Origin of the sequence: Pseudomonas syringae pv. cilantro (assembly GCF_001293775.1) — a bacterium.
Taxonomy (GTDB): Bacteria; Pseudomonadota; Gammaproteobacteria; order Pseudomonadales; family Pseudomonadaceae; genus Aquipseudomonas; species Aquipseudomonas syringae_P.
In genome coordinates this window covers 1-23,278 of sequence record NZ_LGLN01000099.1, presented here as the reverse complement: position 1 = coordinate 23,278, position 23,278 = coordinate 1, and the positions used below count along the sequence as shown (strand labels likewise).

The window sequence follows — 23,278 nt, the reverse complement described above, 5'->3', positions numbered from 1 at the left end:
AACGGAAAATTATCGGGGTTCGACCGCGTCGGGCTGAGCCCCGGCGCGTTCGTCATTAAGGGGGAAGCGCCACGCACAGGGCAGCGCCAGCAGGATCAGCACGCCGGTGACGATGAACACTTCGCTGATGGCCGACGGAGTGGCAAGCGGTCCTGCGGTGTTTAGCCGGAATTCCAGCCACAGCGAGGCTATGACTATCGCCAGCGACGCGACCAGACGGCGCGAGATGTTGTTCATCGCCGCGCCCTGCGTGACCATCGGTTCGGGCAAGGCATTCAGTCCCGCGGTGGTGACCGGCATGTAGGAAAGCCCGAGGCCCGCGCCACGCACCATCATCAGTACGAACACCACGCCAATCGGCGCATGGGCGTTGAGCATGCCCAGTGCCAGGGTCGAAAAACCGGTCAGCAACAGACCGATGGCGACCACGGTGCGCGGGCCGTGACGGTCCAGCGCCTTGCCGCCCCACTGCCCGAACAGGCTGGCGAACGCTGCGGTACACAGCAGTGCCAGGCCGGTCCAGATCGGGTTGTAGCCGAGTACGGTCTGCACCAGCAGCGGCAGCAGCACCAGGCACTCGAACATACCCACCGATTGCACCACGGCGATGATCACGCTCAACCGGTAACCGCGCAGGTTGAACAGGCGCAGATTGAGCAGCGGTGCTTCACGGCGCAGTTCCACCCGCACAAAAGCGATCAGGCAGGCCACGGCGACTACCACCATGGCCTGATTGAGCGGATCGAGCAGCGCTTCGGCGTGATGCAGGCGGCTGATGGCGATCATCAGCAGGCCAATGCCCGACGCAATCAGCAGGTAGCCGACCAAGTCGAACGGCTTGCGCTCGGCAGGTTCCGAGTCCGGCAGCACGCCGATACCCAGCAGCAACGCGAGCAAGCCGATGGGTACGTTCATGAGGAACAGCGATCGCCAGCTGAACCACTCCAGCAACAGGCTGCCGCACAGCGGGCCCAGCGCCGGAGCGAGCATTACCGCTGCGCTCCACAACCCGGTCACCCTGCCCCGTTCGTGCTTTTCATACACAGAAAAGATGATTGCCAGCGACAGCGGAATCATCAGCCCGCTGGCCACGCCCTGCACTACCCGCGCAGTGATCACCAAGGCAATGGAACTGGCCAGCGCGCCCAGCAACGAGCCGCCGACGAACAGCGCCACACCCCACAGGTACAGGCGTTTGCGGCCGATTCGCTGGCTGAGAAAGCTGGTCAGCGGCATGGTCATGCCCATGCTGGTCATGAAGCCTGCAACGATCCAGGTGGCCAGCAACGGGCCGATCTGGAACGCCTCCATGAACGTCGGCAGCGCCGGGTTGAGCGAACTGTTGCTCAGGCTGACCGTCAGCGTACCGAGCAGCACGTTGATCACCACCCAACTGCGCGGAACATTCACACTCATTGGCTGACCCGTTCGCCGTTGCGCACGAAGTGCTGTGCCGGTCTGGGATGGCACAGAAAGTCGGCGTGCGAGATGTTGTAACCATAAGCACCCGCCATTGGCAGGACCAGCAGGTCACCGATGCTCACGTTCTTGAGGGGCTGGCGTCTGCTGAGCACATCCTTGGGTGTACACAACTGGCCGACAACGGTGTACGCCTGTTCAGGCGACGCGGCGGCCGGTCGTCCCCCCGGCAGGTGGATAACCGGATGATTATGGCTCTGCGCGACCGGCAGGCGGAACTGGTGCGTACCGCCCCGGCAGACCAGAAAGTGCTCGCCGTGGCTGGTTTTTCGGTCCAGCACCTCGATGACGTAATAGCCGCAATAGGCGCTGATGAAACGTCCCGGCTCGAAACGCAGGATTGGCGCGTCTGGCTGCTCGCCCAAGCGTTTTTCCAGGTAGCGACACAGGCGCTGCCAGTCGAATTGCGGATTGTTCAGGTAATCGACGCCGATGCCACCGCCAACGTTGAAATGGGTCAGTTGCTCAGGGTAACGGGCCAGCGCTTTCCAGGCCTGCCAGCGTTGCAGGTAGAAATCCAGTAGCTGCTCGTGACGCTCCACCGACATCTGGTGCGACATGGCGTGCACATGGAACCCTTTGAGCGTCAGGTGCGTGGCGCTGTCCACAAGGCGCACGGCGTCGGCCAGATCCGCCTCGTCGATACCGAACGGGGTCGCGGTGCCGGCCATCGCCAGCTTGCTCGATTGCTCTGCCGGCAACTGTGGATTGATGCGGATGAACACCGGTTGCACGCGCCCTGCTGCTTCAGCCAGATGTTGCAGACGCTGGATTTCGTTGAGGCTTTCCAGGTGAACGGCTTCGACCTTGTTGAGCAGCGCCGAGCGCAGGTCCGAGTCGAGTTTGCCGGGGCCGGAAAACACATACGGCTTGCGCGTCGGACAGGCCATGACCCGCGCGATCTCGCCGCCTGAGGAGATTTCGAACCCGCTGACCAGCGGCGCCAGGGTTTCCAGCATCAGGGCTTCGCTGTTGGCCTTGATCGCGTAATACAACTCCACGCCAGCGGGCAGCGCTGCCATGACTTCGCTGACATGCTGCTGCAGCGCATCCAGATCGTAGATGAACGCGGCCAGCGGATCGCTTTCAAGCGCGCGGGCCTCGTGGATGGCGGCCAGTATGGTCTCCGGCACCTTATGCATAACGCGCCTCCGTGCTCCACGGTGACGCCAGGCGCACATAATTGGCCTCACGGTCGGCCTTGGCGGCCAGACGCACCTTGAGGTTGGTCTTGCAGGCAATCGAATGGCCGGCAATCAGGGCGTCCAGCTCCGGCGCAGGCAGCACCAGTTCATCGCGGATGCGCTGCAACTGCTGCTCGACCTTTTGCCACATCAACGGTGCCAGATGCGGCCGCTCCCAGCTTAGAGCCAGCACGGCCTCAGACAGGTTGTTGATCAGCAGGCAGTAGGTGATGCGGTTCCAGCCTTGCTCGCGGGTGTAGAGCAACGATTGGCGAATCCGCGGGTGCAGGCCGACCTGAATCGCCTTGATGCCCAGCTCTTCGGTCAGCTTGACGCCTTCGAAGTCACGCAACAGCAACTGCTGCGGCTGGCCGTTATCGTGAATCAGCACGGCGTTTTGCAGGTGCGGTTCCATCACAACACCATGATTGAAGAACAGCGCCATGACCGGGCGCAGCAGCAAGGCCTGATACGCGTCGAACCAGTTGATCAGGTCGTCGTCTTCCAGCTCGCTGCCTTTGAAACGCTGAAGGAAATCGTGCACCAGCGGTTTTGAACGTAAATCACGTGCGAACAGGGTGCCTGCCATCACGCTGCAATCAGCGCCGGAACGACGGCAGAAGTTTTCCCGCAGAATCGCGCCGGTCTGCTCGCGAAACCAGTGGCCGTCCGCCTCACTGGCGCCTTTGGGGGCCCAGCTCATCGAGCCGGGTTCGGAAACCGTCGACAGGCCGCCGAGCGTCTCCGGGCAGTTCTGCTGCAAGCGCTGAAACAGGTCGTCGATGATCAACGTGCTTTCCAGCTCATACCAGGCGTTCTTCCTGACGCAGTTGGTAATGCGCACATTCAGCGAGCCCTTGATGAAGTAGTCGTGCCCTTCGATGTACCAGGTGCGCATCGACGCCGTCGGGCTGGCGAGCAGGCCGCTTGCGCCCAGGTCTGCGATTTCGCCCAGTTCGAGCAGGCGCTGCACGCGGCGGTCCTGCATGAACAACTGCGCCTGCACGGGGTGCATGCAGATCAACGCGTACCCAGGTCGAGCCCGAGACTGATCGGCAAAGCCGGCCATCACCTCTGCTTCGCTCAAACCATTGGCAGTGATGCGCAGTCCCTCCAGCGGCACTTCAAACAGGTGCAGCGCGGTCTGCGCCTGAAACTCCGGCGCGTAGGTTTCCTGAGCCAGGTGCGCAGGCCACAGGCGCGCCTTGGGCGCCGGGTGGTTGGGGTGGCCGAACCACAAGCCCTGCTCGCTGGCCAGATAGCCGCTCAGCGGTGCCGGGTGCTGACCGGTCATGTTGTGCGCGACGATGGCAGCGGTCAGGTGCTGGCTTTGCAGCACCTGATCAAGCAATTCGTCGTTGCCGGCGCGGGTCATGTGCTCACACGCCGTCAGCAACTGCCGGGCAAACTCCGGAAACGCCAGGCAACGCCACGTGCCCTGACCATGGCGAGCGTAGACATCGGAGAGATAGCGGTGACTGCCCAGGCGGTCCTGGCGATCCACCAGCACAAAGAACTGCTGTTGATTGGGCAGGCTGATGGTCAGTGGAATGCCTTTCCAGTGTCCGCCGTCGACAAAACTGCCTGGCGCAATGCCCTGCGTGTCTCGCGGCCACGTGTAGTGGAGGCAGTTTTCAGGCAGGGCGAATTCCTTGATCAGGCAATTGAGTAAGGCACGTGTCGTCGCCAGCTCGCTCACCATGTTGGATAAAACGGTGCGATCGGTATTAGTCATGTCTGCTCCACAGTCGCTGTACGCTTACTGTTTTAATGGCGCGGTAACAGGCACTGATTTCAATGTCTGCCACATAACAGCCAAACGTTCTGCGGGCGTTGCCGGACAAAAAGTTGCCGATAAGCCCTTGGCTCGGTTGCGCTGTCTGTTCATCGAAAGTTCTGATTGAATTCCGCTTTCCTGATCACGCGGTGGTGCGCTTATCCAGGTAATTGAATCAACGCAATTGAATCAACGCGGCTTTGAGTGCTTCTTCAAATCGTTGAATGACCAATTGGCATTGTTCCTCAGTGATGATCAGCGGCGGTAACAGTCGGATCACATTACCGTTGCGGCCACCGCGCTCAAGCAACAGTCCCTGTTTGAAGCAGTGCTGTTGAATGACCACCGCCAGCTCCGGGTCGGTCGGGAAGCTGCCGAGGCGGTCTGCTGTCTTGCGCTCGTCGACAATTTCGATGCCCAGCATCAGCCCGCGTCCACGCACGTGCCCCATCGCCGGATAGCGCTGCTGCAAAAGTCCGAGTTGTTCCCTGAGCCATTGCCCGCGCTTGGCAGCCTGGGCGGGCAGGTTCTGGCGTTGCAGAACCTCAAGGGTGGCAAGACCGGTGGCCATCGCCATCTGATTGCCACGGAAGGTGCCGGCATGATTGCCCGGCGACCAGGCGTCGAACTCGCGTTTGAAGCCGAGCACCGCCAGCGGCAGGCCACCACCGACCGCCTTGGACATGACGATGACGTCGGGTTCGATGCCAGCGTGCTCGAAGGCAAACATCTTGCCGGTGCGGCCAAAGCCGGCCTGCACTTCATCGAGAATCAGCAGGATGCCGTGCTTGCGGGTCACTTCGCGAATCTGCTGCAGCCACGCGGCTGGCGCGGGGTTGACGCCACCCTCGCCCTGCACAGCCTCGAGAATAACCGCCGCCGGCAGCGACACGCCGCTTTCGACGTCTTCGATGAACTGGGTGAAGTAATAACTCAGCGCTTCGATTCCAGCCTCGCCGCCAATGCCCAGCGGGCAACGGTATTCGTGCGGGTATGGCAGGAACTGCACGCCGGGCATCAGATTGGCGACGGCATCTTTCGGCGCCGTGTTGCCAGTCAACGCCAACGCGCCGTGGGTCATGCCGTGGTATGCGCCGGAGAAGCTGATGATGTTATGACGGCCGGTGGCAGTCTTGGCCAGTTTGATTGCGGCCTCGACCGCATCGGCACCGGACGGGCCGCAGAATTGCAGGCAGTAATCGCGCCCTTGCCCCGGTAACAGGCCCAGCAGGGTTTCACTGAAGGCATCCTTGACGGCGGTGGTCAGGTCCAGGGTATGCATCGGCATGCCCGAGGTCAGAAAACTGTCGAGGCTGGCCATGATCGCTTCATGGTTATGACCCAATGCCAGCGTGCCAGCACCAGCCAGACAGTCGAGATAAGTAGTCCCTTCAACGTCCGTTACCCAGACGCCATGAGCTTTGGCAATCGCCAGTGGCAACTTTCGTGGGTAACTTCTTACATTGGATTCAAACTTGCTTTGCCTGTCCAGATAATTGGCATTGGTTTTCTGCGACGTAGTAGAGTGCAATAAGCCATCATTCAACATCTTTTAACCCTCGCTGAGTTCGAGATGCAAACTATTATCATTTAGCTGAAAGTGCAACCTGTTATGTCGAAAAAAAACATGAAAACAAGATAAGAAATCTATAAGTGTACAGGCACGATAAGGCTCCAATATTTTATTGGAGTTTCGCAAAGTCCCATTATCTAAATGGGCGCTTTAATGTATGCAACGGCTTCTGACGCGACTTTTTATCAAGCGGCGCAGTGCGTAGTTATTCAGATAGTCAGCTATTCAGATACACAGGTTATCCCTCATGCAGAGTTGGCCGGCTTTGATCCGTTTGTCCGCAGCCCTTCCCTGGGCCAGGCAGTCAACTGTATTCAGAAACCGACGGTCGCTGACAGCAGATAGGTTCTCGGGGTCGCCAGCGTCAGGCCGGGCTCGCTATCATCCGAGGCTCCGGCGGAGGCCCAGTAACGCTTGTCCATGACGTTCTCGATGTTGGCCCGCAGGGTGATGTCCTTCTGATCGACCTTGAAGGCATAGCGCGCGCCCACATCGAAACGCTCGGAAGAATCGATGCTTTTACTGTTGGCTTGATCCAGGTACTGCGAACTGGTGTAGATGCCCCGCCCGGTCAGGGTCAGGCCGTTGACCTGCGGCACATCCCACTCGGCACCGAGGTTGACGTTGTATTCGGGGGTAGCCGGTGCGCGGTTGCCATCGAACGCGCCGTTGACGGTCTGGGTCAGCTCGCTGTCGATGTACATCACCCCACCCAGCAGGCGGAAGCCCTTGAGCGGTTCGCCGAACATGGTCAGCTCGACACCGTCATTCTTGCGCTTGCCGTTCGGGCCGAAGACCGACGACCTGGAGTTGGTCTCATAGGCAGGCTGTTTGATACGGAACACCGCAGCGGTGAAGGCGAACGATCCGAGGTCATACTTGGCCCCGACCTCAACCTGACGGCTGACGAACGGCGGGAATATCTGGTCCTCGTTGACCGATGTCGACGGCGCGATCTTGCCCTGGCTCAGGCCTTCCATGTAGTTGGCGTACACCGAAAAGTCTTCGGTGACCTTGTACAAAATGCCGCCTGAAGGCGAGACCTTTTCCTCGTCGTACGATGTATCGCCTTTGACGTTGTTGGTCCAGTCATCAACCTTAACCCGTTGCCAGCGGGCGCCGAGGGTTAACAACAGGCGGTCATCGAAGAAGCCTATGGTGTCGGTCAGCGCCAGGCCGGTGAAGCGGTTTTCGGTGTAGACCTTGGCGTCTTGGCTGGTCGGATTGCCGGGTGTCGGCGTATCGACCGGGTTGAACAGGTTGCTCGAGGCTCGCGCATAGCGCGCGCCCCCGTTCTCGAAGTCCATGTAGAACGAGCTGGCGGCCAGATTGACTTCGTGGCTTACCGGCCCGGTTTTGAACCAGTTGCGCACCCCGAAGGTGGCCGTGCGGACATTTTCGTCACGGGTGAAGTCACGAGGCTGGAAGTTGAAGTCACCTGAGTTGTTGGTCACCGATACCGCATGGCGAAGAAACTCGTGGTTACTTTTACGCACGCCGACGCCGCCGTACAGCATCACCGAGTCGCTGACGTCGTACTCGGCGTTGACCGTGCCGAAGGTGTCTCGGGTGCGGGCTTCGCTCCACGACTGCGCGTAGTTGTCGCGCACCTTGTTGGCGTTGGGTACCTTGGCATTGTCACCAATCTGCACGCGCTCCTGCGGGGCATCAGTGTCGCGTTCGGTGTGGCCGATATCGGTCGACAGGCGCAGGCGCTCGCCGCGGAAATCCAGGCCCAGCACGGCCATGTCACGATCAACGCTCTGATGATCCCATTCGGTGTCGCCAGACTGCTTCACACCGTTGAAGCGAATACCGAACTTGTCGTCCTCACCGAAACGGCGAGCCACGTCTACAGCCGCACCGACCTGCCCCTTGGAGGCATAGCTGGTGGTGAATTCAGTGATGGGCTTGTCGGTCGCCCGTTTCGGCACCACGTTGATCCCGCCGCCGACACTGCCACGCGGCGAGATGCCATTGATCATCTGGCTCGGGCCTTTGAGGATGTCGACCCGCTCGGCCATTTCCATGTCGATCGTGTAGGTGGGCAGAATGCCGTAAAGGCCGTTGTAGGAAACATCGCTGTTGAACAGGCTGAAGCCACGAATGGTGAACTGTTCGTAGCGTCCGCCCGCCGGGTTGGTAGAGCGCACCGAGGGGTCGCTGGCGATCAGGTCGCCCAGCGTGCGGGCCTGCTGGTTTTTCACGGCGTCCTTGGTGTAGGTGGTCATGCTGAACGGCGTTTCCATGAAATCCCGCGAGCCAAGCATGCCTTGCGAGCCTTTGCGTGCCACCTGACCGCCTGCGTATTCCTGACCGTCGGTGGAACCGCCGTCACCGACAATCGATGTCGGCGCCAGCTGCATGCTCGAGCTCTGCACGGCGGGGATCAGCGTATAGGCCTGATCGCCAACCGGCACCAGTTGCAGACCGCTGCCCTGCAGCAGCCGCGCAAAGCCTTCTTCGACTGCGAAATCGCCCGATAGCCCGGCGCTGTTGCGTCCATTCACCAACGAGGGGTCGACGGACAGATTCACCCCGGCCTGCCCGGCGAACCGGGTCAGTGCGGCACTAAGGGTGCCAGCCGGTACTTCATAGGCGCGCCTGTTCGCACTGTCGGCCCAGCTGGTCGACACGAACAGCGGACTGGAGCTCAGGGTCAGCAACAGACTGAAACGTAACAGCGGACGCAAACGGTAGGGAGAAACTGCAGGCATAAAGGGAAGCTCTCGTAATTTTGTTCACTACCTGGAATGACCAGTGAGACGAAAAAAAGGGACAGGCTTCACGCATTATTTTTTTGTGGTGTGTTTTTTCGAGGGGCCAGCGTGACCCAGTACCGCGTGCGCATGTGGACGTCTACCGGCAGGCTGGCTGCCAGCAGCGACAGAATCCGGTCGGTATTGTCAAGGCGGAAACTGCCCGTTACACGCAAGCGTTCAAGCTCGGGCTCCCAGCGCAGCAGGCCGGGGCGGTATCGGCCGAGCTCGCGCAGAAAATTGCCTAACGGCTGGTTCTGCGCGGTCAATATGTCGTCACGCCAGCCGGGCAGCATCGCATCAAAGGCTGCGACAGGCCCTGCCCCGCTTGCTTGCATGCTGATCTGCTGTTGCGCCTGTAACCTCAGCGCAGGGCCCTGCAACGGCTGGATCTGCACCGCACCGCTGACCACCGAAACCCGGCAATCACGTTCATTGAGGCGCACACAGACTTCACTCTGACTGACGACAATGCGACCGTAAGGCCCGTCAATGGTCAGCGGCGCGCTGCCCTGCACCTTGAGCGCGATTTCTCCGCGGATCAGTTTTATCTGACGGGCACCCAGGTCGACATTGACGGCACTGTCCGTGTTCAGTTGCAGGACGCTGCCGTCGGCCAGTGTCAGACGCTGATGTTCGCCGACGGCGGTGTGCAGGTCGGCGCGCCAGACATCAAGGGGTAACTGGCGCCCCAGCAGCCACACGGCCGGAGCCACTGCGGCACAGCCCAATACCCTTTTCAGCGCGGCGCGGCGGGCTTTGTCGGGACGGTCCAGGGTTGCCATTGCCAGATTCGCCGGCACTGCCGAAAAGCGCTGGCGCAGTTGCTGGGCCTTCTGCCAGGCCCGCTCGTTGCCCGCCGCACTGTCGCGCCAGTGCTGAAGCATGGCGTGGTCTTCTTCGCTGGCGCCGCCAGACTCCAGCAATGCCAGCCATTGCGCAGCCCGGCGAACCACCTCGCGTTCTTCGTTCGAAGGTGCGGAGCGAATCACCAATCCACCAGCAGGCAGTGCTCGTAGGCCTGCGCCATGTAGCGTTTGACGGTGCGTTCGGACACCTGCAAGCGCTCGGCGATGTCGCGGTAGCCCAGGCCTTCGAGCTGACTCCAGAGAAACGCCCGGCGTACCGCTGCCGGCAAACCGTCCAGTAACTCGTCGAGTGCCTGCAGGGTTTCCAGCAGCAACCAGCGCTGTTCGGGAGACGGCACGCTGTCTTCAGGCAAGCGGGAAAGCGCCTCCAGATACGCCTGCTCGAGGCTGCGGCGGGTGTAGAAGTTACTGAGCAGGCGCTTGCCCACAGTCAGCAAATACGCTCGTGGTTCCTGCATGTCGGCGATTTGTTGCGAGCTGGACAGCACGCGCAAGAAGGTATCCTGACTCAGGTCGGCAGCATCCCAGGCATTGCCCATGCGCTTGCGCAGCCAGTTTTCAAGCCAGCCGTGGTGATCGCGATACAGGGAATGCAGGGTTTGCGAAGGTACGGTCGCTGTGTCAATCATGACAAGAGCCTTGAGCGATGGATGCGCCAAATGAGACTGATTCTAATTAGTGTTATATCCCGAGTCCATGCTCTTTTTTTGCAAAAGGCCCGTTTTCGTTGCGCGAATCGGCGGTCACTGGCTCGCAACGCATTGATCTGCGCCGCGTGCAGACAATCTGCTGGTGCCTGAAAACGATCTCAGTCAGCGTACATTCGGGTTGGAGACGCATCAGTTGACCTACATCTGCTTCGTTCCGATCGGCTCGCTCGGTAGGCTCCTGGCTAAACCCGTTACAGGAACAGCGTCATGAGCCAGCCAGCACAAATCCAGCCTCCCGCGACGTCTCCCGCCGATGCGCTCGGCGAGCTGTTCGCAGCGCAACAAGCGGCGATTCTCGCGCAGGGCGTGCCGGCTTACGCACAATGGATCGCCGACCTCGACGCGGTCATGCGCATGGTGAGTGGTAATCAGGATCGATTGCTCGAGGCCGTTAATGCAGATTTCGGCAATCGCTCCTTCGCCGAGACCCGGCTTGGCGAGCGGGTGCCGATCATCAATGGCATCAAGCACATCCGCTCACACCTGAAAGACGCGGCTGGTGACCCGGCTGATGCCTGGCAACTAGCAGGCCTGCGCAGAATTTCCAGTGATAATCATCGCCCGTGATGATGAAGTATTTAGGTAACATCGGGACGCTATGATTTGCTGTAGTGAGTAATAGTCGCGCTCTAAGGGTGCATCTAACGTCAATATTCAGTCGTGCTGTTTTTATGGCTAAGTTGATGTGACTGTCTTGCTATTGCCGCGTCTACACTCTTGTCAGCAGTTCCTGATCTCATGGATGACCTCATGCCACATACACTACTTCCGCACATAGGGCGGGCCATTGCCAGCATTGGCAGCGGCCAGTTTTCAAGCCTGTTTCACACCTTGATCGACACGCAGCTCGCGGTAGACGCCACGCATCTGTCCTCGTTGCCACAGCCCTGGCAATCGCCAGCCGGCTCGGAAGTAACGGTTTTCAATGAAACGGTGACCTCGTCGCGTGGCACGTTGTTGCTCAACGACTCGATTCATCTTTACCCGGTTCAGGCGTCGGAAAGTTTTGCCTGCAAGATCACGGTGTTCCGCGCCCTGCCCGCCAAGGCGTTTTCACCCGGCGAGCGTCGGCAACTAAGCGACATTGCTCCGCTGCTGTTTTCGATACTGGAAAAGCACGTCAATGCGCTGCAACTGGCCATGCCCACTGTTGAAATAATAAAACCGGACAGTTTTGAGGAGCGCTTTCACGAACGGCTGCGCGAAACCGGTCAGACACTGTCTGAACGGGAAACCCAGGTCTGCCTCGGGCTGCTCGCCGGGCGTACCGCACTTGAGCAGGCCGAGCGGCTGATGCTCAAGGTCAACACGGTCGGCAGCTACCAGCGCCGGGCCGCTATCAAGCTGGGGATCAGCGGCCGAAACGCATTGATGCGCTGGATGTATGCCTCTTCCGAAGGTGCTTTTTCGGCTTGACAGTCACGTCGGGCGGCAAGCATGGAAACCTGCCGGCCGCCATCAGTCCCGCGCCAGTGCTTCGATAGGGTCCAGTCTTGCTGCATTGCGTGCCGGTACAAAGCCGAACAGCACGCCAATCAGGGTCGAACAGGCAAATGCCGTGACCACCGAGGCCAGTGAGAAGACCATTTCCCATTGTTTGACGAACAGGGTGAACAGGTAGCCGATGCCGTAGGACAGGCCAATGCCGATCACCCCTCCGATCAGGCACACCATCATTGCTTCCACCAGAAACTGCTGACGAATATCTGACTGGCGCGCCCCCACTGCCATGCGTATACCGATCTCGCGGGTGCGTTCGGTGACCGACACCAGCATGATGTTCATCACGCCTATGCCGCCGACCACCAGCGATATCACCGCGATCAGTGACAGCAGCAGGGTCAGTGAGCGGCTGGTCTTCTGCACGGTCTGCATGACGCTGTCCAGATTATTGGTGAAAAAGTCCTTGGTGCCGTGGCGCTGCAGCATGAGCGTTTTTATCTGTTCTTCGACGGCCTTGCTCGGCATGCCGTCCTTGACCCGCACGCTGATGCTGTCCAGATGGCGCTGGCCCAGCAGACGTCCCGCCGCTGTTTCGTAGGGCATCCAGATATTCAGGGTGTTACCGGCGATGAACAGGTTTTTGTGATCGCTGGTCACGCCTATCACCGTACATGGCAGTTTGCCGACCAGAATCACTTGCCCCAGCGGATTCACACCCGCGCCGAACAGGCGTTGCGCGGTGTTGTGATCCAGCACCACGACCTGCGCCTGGCGCCGCGCATCCTGTTCGCTGAAGGTGATGCCAGCCGCCAGCTGGATGTTGCGCACCTGAAAATAGCGGTTGCTGACGCCGTTCAGCTGCGCATCGACGTCGATATTGCGGTGGCGCACCAGCATGCTGCGCCCGACGACCGGGGTCGCGCTGTCGATGTAATACAGCTGATTGAGCGCCGCCACGTCGGCAGGCAGCAGGGTCTCGATGGACTTGGCCCGGCTGTCGCCGAAGTTGCTGCCGGCATAGATGTCGATGGTATTGCTGCCGATCGACTGGATGTCCTTGAGCACGTAGCGTTTGGCGCCTTCGCCGATGGCCGAAATCGACACCACCGAGGTGATGCCGATGATGATCCCGAGCATGGTCAGCAGCGTGCGCATGCGGTGGGAGATCAGCGCGATCCAGGCCATGTTGAAGGCTTCGCGAAACAGCCCGAAACCGGCGACCAATCGTCTCGGTGCCAGGCTTTGCCGAGCGGCCTCTTGTGGCTCGGCCGCGTTCAGCGTCTGCAAGGCGGTGCGCCGGTCGCTGATAATTTCGCCGTCGCTGACCTCGATGATGCGCTCGGCGTTGGCCGCAACCTTGGGGTCGTGGGTGACCAGAATCACCGTATGCCCGGCGGCGTGCAGTTCCAGCAGGATGCGCATGACTTCCTTGCCACTGGCCGTGTCCAGCGCGCCGGTCGGTTCGTCGGCGAGGATCACCTGGCCGCCGTTCATCAAGGCTCTGGCAATACTCACGCGTTGCTGCTGACCGCCGGACATCTGGCTCGGCCGGTGCTCCAGGTGCCCGCCCAGCCCAAGACGCGTCAATAGTGCCTGAGCGCGCTGATGACGTTGTGACTGCGGCGTGCCGGCGTACACCGCCGGAATTTCCACATTGCGTACAGCGTCCAGGTGCGGCAGCAGATGGTAACGCTGAAAGATGAAGCCAAAATGGTCGCGACGCAGTGCTGCCAGCGCATCGTCATCGAGGTCGCGCGTTTCCTGAGCATTGACCTGATAGCTGCCGGTACTGGCGTGGTCCAGGCAACCAAGGATGTTCATCAGCGTCGATTTACCGGAGCCGGAAGCTCCGATGATTGCGACCAGCTCGCCTGCATTGATGGCCAGATCAATGTTTTTGAGTATCTGAAACTCACGCTCGCCCGCCATGAAGCTGCGGCTGACGCCTTGCAGGTGCAACAGCGGTCGGTCGCTGTCGAGCCGCGTATCGTGCAGGCCCGCAGTGTCTACCTTCTGATTCATGCTCAGGCCCCCGCCACGGCGGCAGCCGGATCACCGATCACCACGCGGTCGCCCTCGGTGAGACCGTCGATGATTTCGACCTGAACATTGTTGTTGATGCCGGTCTGCACCGTGCGCTGCTCCGCGAAGCCTTTGTGATCCACGACTCGCACCACGTAGCGGCCGTCGGCATTGCGTTGCCCGAGGGCGGCTACCGGAACAGTCAACGCGCTTTTCGCGGTGTCGAGGACGATGCGCACCTGCGCGGTCATGGAGATACGCAGCCGATGATCCAGATTGGGCACTTCGAACAACGCGTTGTAGAACACCGCCGAGTTCTGCCGCGACGAGGCGCCGCTGCTTTCGGTCTCCAGATAGTCCTGCGGTGCAGGTTCGGTGCCACGCAGCCTGGCGTAGTAGCGTTTATCTTCTCCCAGAATGGTGAAATACACCTCTTGCCCGGCGCCAATGTGAATCACGTCCGCCTCCGACACCTGGGCCTTGATGGTCATGGTGTCCAGATCGGCCAGCTTGAGCAGAATCGGCGCGAGCTGCTGGGCGATCACAGTCTGGCCTTCCTGGGTCACGATACCGACCACATCGCCGTCGATCGGCGCAATGATTCGCGTGTAACCCAGATTGACCCTGGCGGTGTCGATCTGCACCTGCGCGCTTTTTATCTGCGCGTCCAGGGAACGCACGTTGGCTTGCTGCATCTGGTAATCGGACTCGGCATTTTCGAAGTCCTGTCGAGATACCGACTGATCGGTCTGTAAATCCTTGTAGCGTTTGTACAGCCGTTCCGCCTGTTTCATTTGCGCCTGTGCCGAGTGCCGTTCAGCTTGCAGTTTCTCCTCGTCCACTTCGGCCTGACGCAAGGTATTGCGCAGTACCAGCGGATCGATTTCCGCCAGCCACTGGCCTTTGGTGACTTTGTCGCCCAGCTTGACCTTGAGCGACTTCAGTTGCCCCGACACTTGCGCACCGACATCCACCTGCTTGACGCCCTCCAGCACCCCGGTGGCGAGCACGGCATTTTCGATGTCACTGCGCTCGACCTGCGCGGTGATATAGACCGGCGGTCTGGCCGGCGCTTCGACGGCATACAGCACCGCCCCGGCAACGGCCACCAGCGCAATCCCCCAGCCGGTCTTGCGCAGTTTCGAGCGGCTCATAGCGTTTCTCCCACGCCAACCGCTTGCCCCTCGTACCACCAGGCGGCCAGGCTGTAGACGTCAGGTGCCTTGAGCACGCTGAAGTGATTGCCCGGTCCTTGCCAGACCGCCAGTTGCGGTAACAGGTGTTGCCACCCGGCAGCGGCAGAAGCCTGCTCAAGCTGGTTGTCCAGCGCATCCAGCGTCGGGTCATCGACCAGCACCAGGCTGACCCGGCCGCTGTACCCGGCGGTCTGCGGCCGATACACGGTGCGCAAGGCGCTAGCGAAGGTGCGGACGATGCCCTGCAATGCCTGCGGCGCCAGACGCGGCGGCAACATGCCGATCCGCACCATGGCGTTTTGCAACAGGTTCAGTTGCGTGGTGTAGTCGCAATCGGCAAACGTCTTCGGGTCGATATCCAGGCTCTTGCCGCTGGACAGTTGCAAGGCCTCGATCAACCGTTCCAGCGCTGCCGTGGCGGTCCAGGGTTTGCTGTACAAGCCTTCTGCGCCGGGCGCTTCGCTGTCGATCAGGGTCAAGGAAGCCACCTCGCGACCGCGCGCCTGAAGCTTCGCCGCCATGGCATGCGCAGCCCAGCCACCAAATGAATGCCCGATCAGGTGTAACGGACCTTGCGGATACAGGGCTTCAATGGCTTGCACATGACTTTCCGCAGCCGCTTCCACGCGGCTGTGCGGAACGCTGCGCCCGTCCAGCCCACGCGGTTGCAGGCCGTAGATCGGCCAGTCCGGACCCAGCGCTTCGGCCAGGCCGATGAAGCTGGTCACGCTGTCACCGGCACCCGGGACGCAGAATACCGGCGCATGCGCGCCCTGCCCGCTCTGGATCGCCAGTAGCGACTGATAAGCCGTTGTCGGCGCCGGCATGGCAGGCAAATCGGCCAGTGCCAGGCCCATACTGCGGCCGAGGACGTTCACATGCGGCGCTTGCATCATGCTCATGTGGTCGCCGGGTACCGCGATGCATTGCAATTGGCCGTTTGACAGAAGTTCGCCCCAGCCCAGGGTCGCAGTGGTGCCGCTCGGGGCCATCGGACGTTGCTCGGCGCAGAACAGATGAACCGGAAAGTTGAGAGGCTCCAGCTGGTAATGAGCCAATGCGTGACCATGCGCCACCTCTCGCTCGAGGTAATGACGCAATTGTGCGTCGCTGGCCTGCGCCAGTTCCTCGTACAGCAGATGTTCGTCACGGCACAGCGGCAACAGCGCATCGAAGTCGAGCAAGGGTGTCTGCAGTTGCAGTTCGCTCAGCCGCGCCAGCGCGGTAACGCCAGCCTCGCGTTGCTCTTGCGCATGGGCCTGCCAGTGCGCGGTGCAGTGCGAGAGCAACTGCCGCTCAAGCAGGTCCGACCCTTGCCAGCGAGTCTTGCCCTGATCGGTCAGGCGCGGCACATAGCTGTCGATCAGACCGAGGAAGGCAACTGCCTCGTCCATGCCCAGCAGCTGCGTGGCGACTTCATACGCCAGAACCCCGCCAAACGACCAGCCCGCCAGCCGATACGGCCCGCGTGGCTGGACCTGACGAATGCGCTCGACCATGCGTGCAGCGAGGCATTCCATGGTGCGTAACTGTTGCTGGCCCAGGCCAATGCCCGGCAAGCCGTAGATCGGGAAGTCACCGTGCAGATGCTGTCCGAGCACCGGGAAATAGGCGTCCAGCCCGGTGAAATCGTGAATCAGGAACAGCGGCGACTCGCTTCCACCCGCCCTGACGATAATCACTTCCTGAGCCTCGAGCGACTGCGCAGGACGCTGATCGAGCAGCCCGGCGAGCGCGGCGATGCTCGGATGCTGGAACAACTCGGCCAGTGTCAGGGGCAAACCGGCCTTTTGCAGCAGGCTGACCAGGCGGATGGCTGACAGCGAATGGCCGCCCAATTCGAAGAAACTGTCGTGGCGACCGATTTTGCCGATCTCCAGCACCTCAGCCCACACTTCAGCCAGCTGCTCTTCCAGTGGCGTCGACGGTGGTTGATACGCCGCGCTGCTCAGCGCATCAATATCCGCGTCCGGCAAGGCCTTGCGGTCGACCTTGCCGTTCTGGGTCAGCGGCAGTGCCTCGAGCCCGACGTAGGCTGCCGGCACCATGTATTCCGGCAATCGCGCCAACAGATGAGCGCGTAGCGTCGCGCTGTTCAGCGCAGGATCGCGGCGGGTGTAATAAGCCACCAGTCGCACACCCCCGTCGTCCAGCACCTGAGTGGTAACCACCGCTTCGCCAATGCCGGGGCATTGCGCCAGATGCTGCTCGATCTCGCCCGGTTCGATGCGTATGCCGCGGATCTTCACCTGATCGTCGTTGCGCCCCAGGTACTCCAGCGTGCCGTCGGCCAGCCAGCGCACCAGATCGCCGGTGCGGTACATGCGGGCCTGCGGCGCTGCGCAGAACGGGTCGTCGAGGAAACGCTCGGCGGTCATCTGCGGTTTGTTCAGGTAGCCACGCGCCACGCCTGTGCCGCCGATATACAGCTCGCCCGGCACGCCGAGCGGCACCGGTTGCTGACGTGAGTCCAGCACGTACAGCTCGGCATGGGTCACCGGTTTGCCGATGTGCAGCACGCCGCCCGGTTGCATCGCGCCGGAGCTGGCCACCACCGTGGTTTCCGTCGGGCCATAGTTGTTGATGACCGCAAAGCCCGGATCACGCTTGAAATGGCGCAGGCGGTCACCGCCGATCAGCAGGGTTTGCAGCGTCGGGTGACGCAGTTCGCGGCTGAACGCATATTCGGCCACCGGCGTTGGCAGGAACGCCACTTGCAGCGGCTGCGCCAGCCACCAGTCGAGCAGCCCGTCCAGTTGTTCGTTGCCGATGTGGCCCGGCGGCATGTGCAGCACCGCCCCGGCACACAGCGCCGGCCAGACTTCCCAGGCCATGGCGTCAAAGCCGAACCCGGCCACGCTGGCGGTATGGCTGCCCGCCTGCAAGTCGAATGCCGCGCAGTGCCAGTCAACCAGATTGTTCAGGGTGCGGTGTTCGACCATGACCCCTTTGGGCAGCCCGGTAGAGCCCGAGGTGTAGATGACATAGGCCAGATGCGCCGTGGTCAGCGCCAAGACTTGCGGGTTTTCGTTGCGCGGTGGCCAGTCCGGACGGTCCAGCGCAATGACCGGCATCGGTACGTCGGGCAGGCGCGCCAGCAGATCGGATTGCGCCAGGACCACGACCGGCGCACTGTCTTCCAGCAGATAAGCAATGCGCTCGTCCGGATGCGCCGGGTCGACCGGCACATAACTCGCCCCGGCCTTGAGCACCGCCAACAGGGCCGTGAGGGCTTCCAGGCCGCGTCTGGCGACCACCGCAACGCGATCATCCGGGCGCACGCCGAGGTCGATCAAGTGATGAGCCAGCGCATTGGCGCGAGTATTCAGCTCGCCATAGGTCAGTCGCTCGCCGCCGACCTGCGCGGCCAGAGCGTCTGGCTGCTGCAAAGCCTGCTGCGCAATACGCTGGTGCACCGGCAGCGGGCTTTCGGCCATGGTCGGCTGAGCATTGAAGCCGTGCAGCAGCTCATTGCGCTCGCTGTCGGGCAGCAAGGTCAGTGCGTTGATCGCGGTGTTCGGTGCCTGCTCAAGCGCTACCAGCAGTTGTTCGACCGCACTGGCCATGTAGGCGCAGATACGGCGCGCATCGATGCCCGCCGAGGTCAGCGCGGTCAGCTCGAAGCCGGCCTGAGATTGACCGTAAGGCTGCTCTGTCGAACCGCTGCCCAGATCATCCACGCTCAATGTCAACGGGTAGCTGCTGCGCTCGGCGGCCTGCAACAGCTCGATGCCGTCCCACGCTTGGCTGGCCGCAGCGTCATGAACCTCGACTGTCGCGCTGTGCCGGTAATTCAGCAGCGCGCTGAACAGCGGTGCGCCTGCTGGCAGGGCACTGCAACGCTGGGCAAGCGCCAGTGAGGCATGTTCGTGGTCCAGCAACCCGGTCAAGCGCTGATGGGTCTGCAGTACCGCATCACGCGCCGTTTGCTGGCCCAGATCGATACGCAGCGGCAAGGTATTGATGAACACCCCGAGGGTGCGTTCTGCGCCCTCATTGCTGCTCAGTCGACCGATCAGCACCGTGCCGAACACCACGCTGTCGCGACTCGCGAGGCGGCCCAGCACCTGAGCCCAGGCCAGGTGCATCAGGCTGGCCGGGCTGACGCCCAGTGTACGGACCTGATTACGAATACGCCGACTCAACGCGGCATCCAGCCGCTGTCTGGCTTCGCCGGGTACGTCCGGTCCTGGCAACCACGTCTGGCCGTAGGCCAGGGTCGGCTCATCGATATCGCTCAGTTGCTCACGGAAGTAGCGTTCGTGCGCGCCGTCGACCGGCCCCAACAGGGTATGCGCGATGTAATTGCGGTAAGGCACCGGCTCAGGCAGTTGCGCCTCCTGATCGAGCAGCACAGCCTGCAATTCCTGACTGAGCAAATCGAGGGCGACGTGATCCATGATCAGGTGATGGAACAACAGCACGGCAACGATCCGCTGGTTGTCCGGGTCATCGGCATGCACCAGCCGCAACAGGGGCGCGCGGGTGAGGTCCAGTTGCCCGGGATCGCTCAGCGCCGCCAGCGGCACTTCGACCACGGGCAGCTGCGCCTGCCGCCAGACCACTTGCACCGGGGTTTCCAGGCCTTCCCAGCACAGCGAAGTGCGCAGCACGTCGTTGCGTGCAATCACCCGTTGCAGCGCCTGGCAAAAAGCCTCCAGTCGCGAGCGGTCAGCAAAGGCGAAACGCGCCTGCAAGCGATACGGGTCGTCCTCAGTGGCTGACAGGTAATGAAAGAAAATCCCCGCCTGCAAAGGCCCCAGCGGGTTAATGTCCTGAACGTTGGCTGCGCCACCGCTGACGCTGGTCACCACCCGGTCGATACTCGACTGGTCGAGTGTCACCAGCGGCAACAGGTCCGGGGTGATGTGCGTGCATTCGGCGCCGATCAGGTTGGCGGGCACGTTCACCTGGCTGCCGCTGCCAATGACATTGGCCAGCGCCGCGAGCGTGGGTTGAGCGAACAGCACCCGCACGTCGGCGTCCATGCCGCGACGGCGCATGCGGGCGATCAGCGTAACGGCCAGCAACGAATGGCCGCCCAGTTCGAAAAAGTGATCGTGACGGCCTACCGATTCGACCTGCAGCAACTCGCCCCAGATCTCCGCCAGCGCGATTTCGACGTCACCTTGCGGCGCCTCGTATTCACGACCCGGCAGCGCTTCGCGTTCCGGAACCGGCAACGCACGTCGATCAACCTTGCCATTGGCGGTCAACGGCCAGGCGTCGAGACGCACGAATGCGCTCGGTACCATGTAACCCGGCATGCGGGTGAGCAATTCGCTGCGCAGTTCAGCCACTTGAACCGGTGCGGCATGGGTGCGCTCGATGAAATAGGCGACCAGTCGGGATTGTCCCGGCTCATCTTCGCGAGCCAGCACCAGGCTTTCCTCGATGCCGGGCAATCGAGCCAGTTGCGCTTCGATTTCGCCCAGCTCGATGCGCATGCCGCGAATCTTCACCTGATCGTCGTTGCGGCCCAGGTAGTCCAGCTTGCCGTCGGCATTCCAGCGCGCCAGATCGCCGGTGCGGTACATGCGTGCCTGCGGCTGCCCGCTGAACGGGTCGCGCAGGAAACACTCTGCGCTCAGTTGAGGCTGGTTCAGATAACCCCGCGCCACGCCTTCGCCACCAATGTACAGTTCGCCAGCGACGCCCAGCGGTGCCAGTTGCTGTTGCTCGTCCAGCAGATACACGCGGGTATTGGCGACCGGTTTGCCGATATCCAGACTGCCGTTCGGCAGCAGCGGCCCCGAGGTGGCGACCACGGTGGCTTCGGTCGGGCCATAATTGTTGATCACGCTGAAACCCGGATCACGCTGGAACTGGCGCAACCGGTCGCCGCCAATCAGCAACGTGCGCAAGGTCGGGTGGTGCAGTTCGCGGCTGAATGCGTATTCAGCAACCGGCGTCGGCAGGAACGCGACCTGCAAGGGCTGCGCCAGCCACCAGTCGAGCAGCGCGTCAAGCTGCTCGTTGCCAATCTCTGCGGGCGGCAGGTGCAGGGTGGCACCGGCGCACAGCGCAGGCCAGATTTCCCAGGCCATGGCGTCGAAACCGAACCCGGCGACGCTGGCGGTTTGGCTGCCCGCGTGCAGATCGAACGCTTCACAGTGCCAATGTACGAGATTGGCCAGCGTGCGGTGCTCGACCATCACCCCTTTGGGTTGTCCGGTCGAGCCGGAGGTGTAGATGACATACGCCAGATGGGCCGCATTCAGGCCCGGCACCTGTGGGTTGTGCTCCAGCAATGGCCAGTTCGGCTGATCCAGGGTAACCACCGGCACAGCCAGCGACGGCAGACGTTCGACAACGCTCTCTCGGGCCAGCACCACAACCGGCGCACTGTCGTTCAACAGATAGGCGATGCGCTCATCCGGATGCGCCGGGTCGACCGGCACATAACAGGCGCCGGCCTTGAGCACGGCCAGCAAACCGGTCAGGGTCTCCAGCCCGCGCCGCGCAACCACCGCCACTCGATCATCCGGGCGCACGCCGAGGCTGATCAGATAATGAGCAAGCGCGTTGGCCTGGCGGTTCAGCTCGGCGTAGCTCAACGAATGGCTGTCCACTTGCGCCGCGATGGCGTCAGGCGTGCTGATCGCACAGGCCTCGATGAGAGCATGCACCGTCTGGCCTTGCGGGTAGTGTTGCCGGGCGGGGTTGAAATGTTCGAGCAGATACTGACGTTCCTCCTCGCCCACCAGCGGGATCTGTTCGATCAGCACATGCTCGTTGTTCACCAGTGCGTGCAGCAATTGTTCGAAATACCCGTAATAGCGCCGGACGGTGGCGGCATCGAACAAGGCCGTTGCGTAATCCAGCGTGCCGACCAGTGCATCGCCGTGCTCGCCCAGGTTCAGCGACAGGTCGAATTTGGCGGTCTGAGTGCTCTGCTCGACCAACGCCAGCGATAATCCGTCCATTTCCGGCAGCGAAGTATCCCCGGCCAGCCAGTTGAGCGTGGTCTGGAACAGCGGCGCGTGCGCCAGACTGCGTGCCGGACGAACGATTTCCACCACCTGCTCGAACGGCAGGTCCTGATGATCCTGAGCCTCCAGCACCCGAGTCCGGACCTGGGCCAGCAATGCATCACCGGTCGCGGCCGAAGACGTGTCGATGCGCACAGCCAGGGTATTGACGAACAGCCCGATCAGCCCTTCCAGTTCGGCACGCCCACGCCCGGCAATCGGGCTGCCGATGACAACCTCGGCCTGGCCGGAAAGACGCGCCAGCAGCGCACCCCAGGCGGTCAGCAAGGTCATGTACAGCGTCACGCCCTGGCGCTGCGCCAGCGCACGCAAACCTGCGGTCAGGTGGGCATCCAGTCGAATCGCCAGGCTGGCGCCGGCAAAATCCTGTTGCGCCGGGCGTTGCCGGTCGGTTGGCAGGGTCAGCAGCGTTGGCGCGCCGTCCAGCGCCTGGTGCCAATAGGCGGCCTGGTCGTTCAAGGCTGTCGAACGCCAGACGCCATTGCAGCAGATAGGGATCGCCCTGTTCGGCGGTCAGGTGGTGATAGAAAATACCTTCCTGAAGCGGCGCCAGCGGATAAATTTCCTGCACATTGGCCGCACCGCCCGGCACGCTGGCGACGATCCGGTCGATTTCCGGTTGATCGAGACTCACCAGCGTCAGCATCTGCGGGGTGATCCGCACGCAGCCTGCCGGCACCGCATTGGCCGGCACGTGCAGCGCCGCTCGGGAACCCTGGCAGGTCGCCAGTGCGGCCAGAGTGGGCTGGGCGAGCAGCGCGTGAACGTCGGCCTGCAGACCGGCCTTGCGCAGTCGCTCGACCAGGTTGACGGCCAGCAATGAATGCCCGCCCAGTTCGAAGAAGTTGTCGTGGCGCCCTACCCGCTCGACGCCGAGCACGTCTGCCCAGATGGCAGCCATGGCCACTTCGACTTCACCTTGTGGTGCTTCGTAAGCGTGACCGAGCAGATATGCAGGGTCCGGGTCTGGCAGCGCACGGCGGTCGAGTTTACCGTGGCCAGTCAGGGGCAGCGCGTCCAGACGCGTGAAGGCGCGTGGCACCATATAGCCCGGCAGCTGCGCGCGCAGCGCATGGCGCAAGGCGTCGGTGTCGACCGATGACGTTTCGGTGAACCAGGCCAGCAGATGCAGATCGCGAACCAGCACCACCGCGTCCTGCACCCCGGGCTGGCTGGTCAGCGCCGCTTCGATTTCGCCCAGCTCGATGCGCATGCCGCGAATCTTCACCTGATCGTCGTTGCGGCCCAGATAATCGTAAGCGCCTCATGAACCC

The 23,278-nt window shown here is 61.9% G+C and carries 12 protein-coding genes and 1 pseudogene; 2 read left to right on the top strand and 11 right to left on the bottom strand.

Annotated elements, in window-relative coordinates; translation table 11 throughout:
- Positions 1 to 9: 9 nt before the first annotated feature.
- The 7 genes from ABJ99_RS25620 to ABJ99_RS25590 form a co-directional block, all read right to left on the bottom strand.
- On the bottom strand, positions 10 to 1,416 hold the full coding sequence (locus ABJ99_RS25620) for a DHA2 family efflux MFS transporter permease subunit (RefSeq protein WP_054088165.1): 1,407 nt from the start codon (positions 1,414 to 1,416) through the stop codon (positions 10 to 12).
- Entirely contained in the window at positions 1,413 to 2,621 is a 1,209-nt protein-coding gene (locus ABJ99_RS25615; RefSeq protein WP_054088164.1) for a type III PLP-dependent enzyme, read from the bottom strand. The genes ABJ99_RS25620 and ABJ99_RS25615 overlap by 4 nt, the downstream gene beginning before the upstream one ends.
- A complete protein-coding gene (locus tag ABJ99_RS25610) occupies positions 2,614 to 4,398 on the bottom strand; it encodes an IucA/IucC family protein (RefSeq protein ID WP_054088163.1) in 1,785 nt (594 codons plus the stop codon). The genes ABJ99_RS25615 and ABJ99_RS25610 overlap by 8 nt, the downstream gene beginning before the upstream one ends.
- A gap of 217 nt (positions 4,399 to 4,615) precedes the next feature.
- A complete protein-coding gene (locus ABJ99_RS25605) occupies positions 4,616 to 5,989 on the bottom strand; it encodes a diaminobutyrate--2-oxoglutarate transaminase (RefSeq protein ID WP_054088162.1) in 1,374 nt (457 codons plus the stop codon).
- 338 nt (positions 5,990 to 6,327) lie between these two features.
- Positions 6,328 to 8,730: a TonB-dependent receptor gene (locus ABJ99_RS25600; protein ID WP_054088161.1), complete on the bottom strand. Its 2,403-nt coding sequence runs from the start codon at positions 8,728 to 8,730 to the stop codon at positions 6,328 to 6,330.
- A gap of 68 nt (positions 8,731 to 8,798) precedes the next feature.
- Complete coding sequence (locus ABJ99_RS25595; protein ID WP_054088160.1) at positions 8,799 to 9,764, bottom strand: FecR domain-containing protein; 966 nt, start codon at positions 9,762 to 9,764, stop codon at positions 8,799 to 8,801.
- Positions 9,761 to 10,270, bottom strand: a complete 510-nt coding sequence (locus tag ABJ99_RS25590; RefSeq protein WP_007249614.1) for a sigma-70 family RNA polymerase sigma factor — start codon at positions 10,268 to 10,270, stop codon at positions 9,761 to 9,763. The genes ABJ99_RS25595 and ABJ99_RS25590 overlap by 4 nt, the downstream gene beginning before the upstream one ends.
- Positions 10,271 to 10,558: 288 nt before the next feature.
- On the opposite strand from ABJ99_RS25590, the gene ABJ99_RS25585 reads away from it, so the two are divergent.
- Both ABJ99_RS25585 and ABJ99_RS25580 read left to right on the top strand, forming a co-directional pair.
- Complete coding sequence (locus tag ABJ99_RS25585; RefSeq protein ID WP_054088159.1) at positions 10,559 to 10,918, top strand: hypothetical protein; 360 nt, start codon at positions 10,559 to 10,561, stop codon at positions 10,916 to 10,918.
- A 183-nt stretch (positions 10,919 to 11,101) separates the two neighbouring features.
- Positions 11,102 to 11,767: a helix-turn-helix transcriptional regulator gene (locus ABJ99_RS25580; protein WP_054088158.1), complete on the top strand. Its 666-nt coding sequence runs from the start codon at positions 11,102 to 11,104 to the stop codon at positions 11,765 to 11,767.
- A gap of 42 nt (positions 11,768 to 11,809) precedes the next feature.
- Here the strand turns inward: ABJ99_RS25580 and ABJ99_RS25575 are convergent, their stop codons facing one another.
- From ABJ99_RS25575 to ABJ99_RS30100, 4 genes and pseudogenes are all read right to left on the bottom strand, one after another.
- The gene (locus tag ABJ99_RS25575) at positions 11,810 to 13,816 is read right to left on the bottom strand and encodes a MacB family efflux pump subunit (protein WP_054088157.1); all 2,007 of its coding nucleotides are present in this window, start codon (positions 13,814 to 13,816) and stop codon (positions 11,810 to 11,812) included.
- A 2-nt stretch (positions 13,817 to 13,818) separates the two neighbouring features.
- Positions 13,819 to 14,970 (bottom strand): macrolide transporter subunit MacA, encoded by a 1,152-nt coding sequence (gene macA, locus ABJ99_RS25570; RefSeq protein WP_054088156.1) that lies wholly within the window; start codon positions 14,968 to 14,970, stop codon positions 13,819 to 13,821.
- Positions 14,967 to 22,463, bottom strand: a complete 7,497-nt coding sequence (locus ABJ99_RS25565; RefSeq protein ID WP_080378331.1) for a non-ribosomal peptide synthetase — start codon at positions 22,461 to 22,463, stop codon at positions 14,967 to 14,969. The genes macA and ABJ99_RS25565 overlap by 4 nt, the downstream gene beginning before the upstream one ends.
- A 322-nt stretch (positions 22,464 to 22,785) precedes the next feature.
- Positions 22,786 to 23,217, bottom strand: a pseudogene (locus ABJ99_RS30100) (phosphopantetheine-binding protein); the annotation flags it as partial.
- Positions 23,218 to 23,278 lie beyond the last annotated feature (61 nt).

Bases quoted from the DNA above. Each gene is read 5' to 3' on its own strand.
- ABJ99_RS25620 (WP_054088165.1), bottom strand. From the start codon at position 1,416: ATGAGTGTGAATGTTCCGCGCAGTTGGGTGGTGATCAACGTGCTGCTC.
- ABJ99_RS25615 (WP_054088164.1), bottom strand. From the start codon at position 2,621: ATGCATAAGGTGCCGGAGACCATACTGGCCGCCATCCACGAGGCCCGC.
- ABJ99_RS25610 (WP_054088163.1), bottom strand. From the start codon at position 4,398: ATGACTAATACCGATCGCACCGTTTTATCCAACATGGTGAGCGAGCTG.
- ABJ99_RS25605 (WP_054088162.1), bottom strand. From the start codon at position 5,989: ATGTTGAATGATGGCTTATTGCACTCTACTACGTCGCAGAAAACCAAT.
- ABJ99_RS25600 (WP_054088161.1), bottom strand. From the start codon at position 8,730: ATGCCTGCAGTTTCTCCCTACCGTTTGCGTCCGCTGTTACGTTTCAGT.
- ABJ99_RS25590 (WP_007249614.1), bottom strand. From the start codon at position 10,270: ATGATTGACACAGCGACCGTACCTTCGCAAACCCTGCATTCCCTGTAT.
- ABJ99_RS25585 (WP_054088159.1), top strand. From the start codon at position 10,559: ATGAGCCAGCCAGCACAAATCCAGCCTCCCGCGACGTCTCCCGCCGAT.
- ABJ99_RS25580 (WP_054088158.1), top strand. From the start codon at position 11,102: ATGCCACATACACTACTTCCGCACATAGGGCGGGCCATTGCCAGCATT.
- ABJ99_RS25575 (WP_054088157.1), bottom strand. From the start codon at position 13,816: ATGAATCAGAAGGTAGACACTGCGGGCCTGCACGATACGCGGCTCGAC.
- macA (WP_054088156.1), bottom strand. From the start codon at position 14,970: ATGAGCCGCTCGAAACTGCGCAAGACCGGCTGGGGGATTGCGCTGGTG.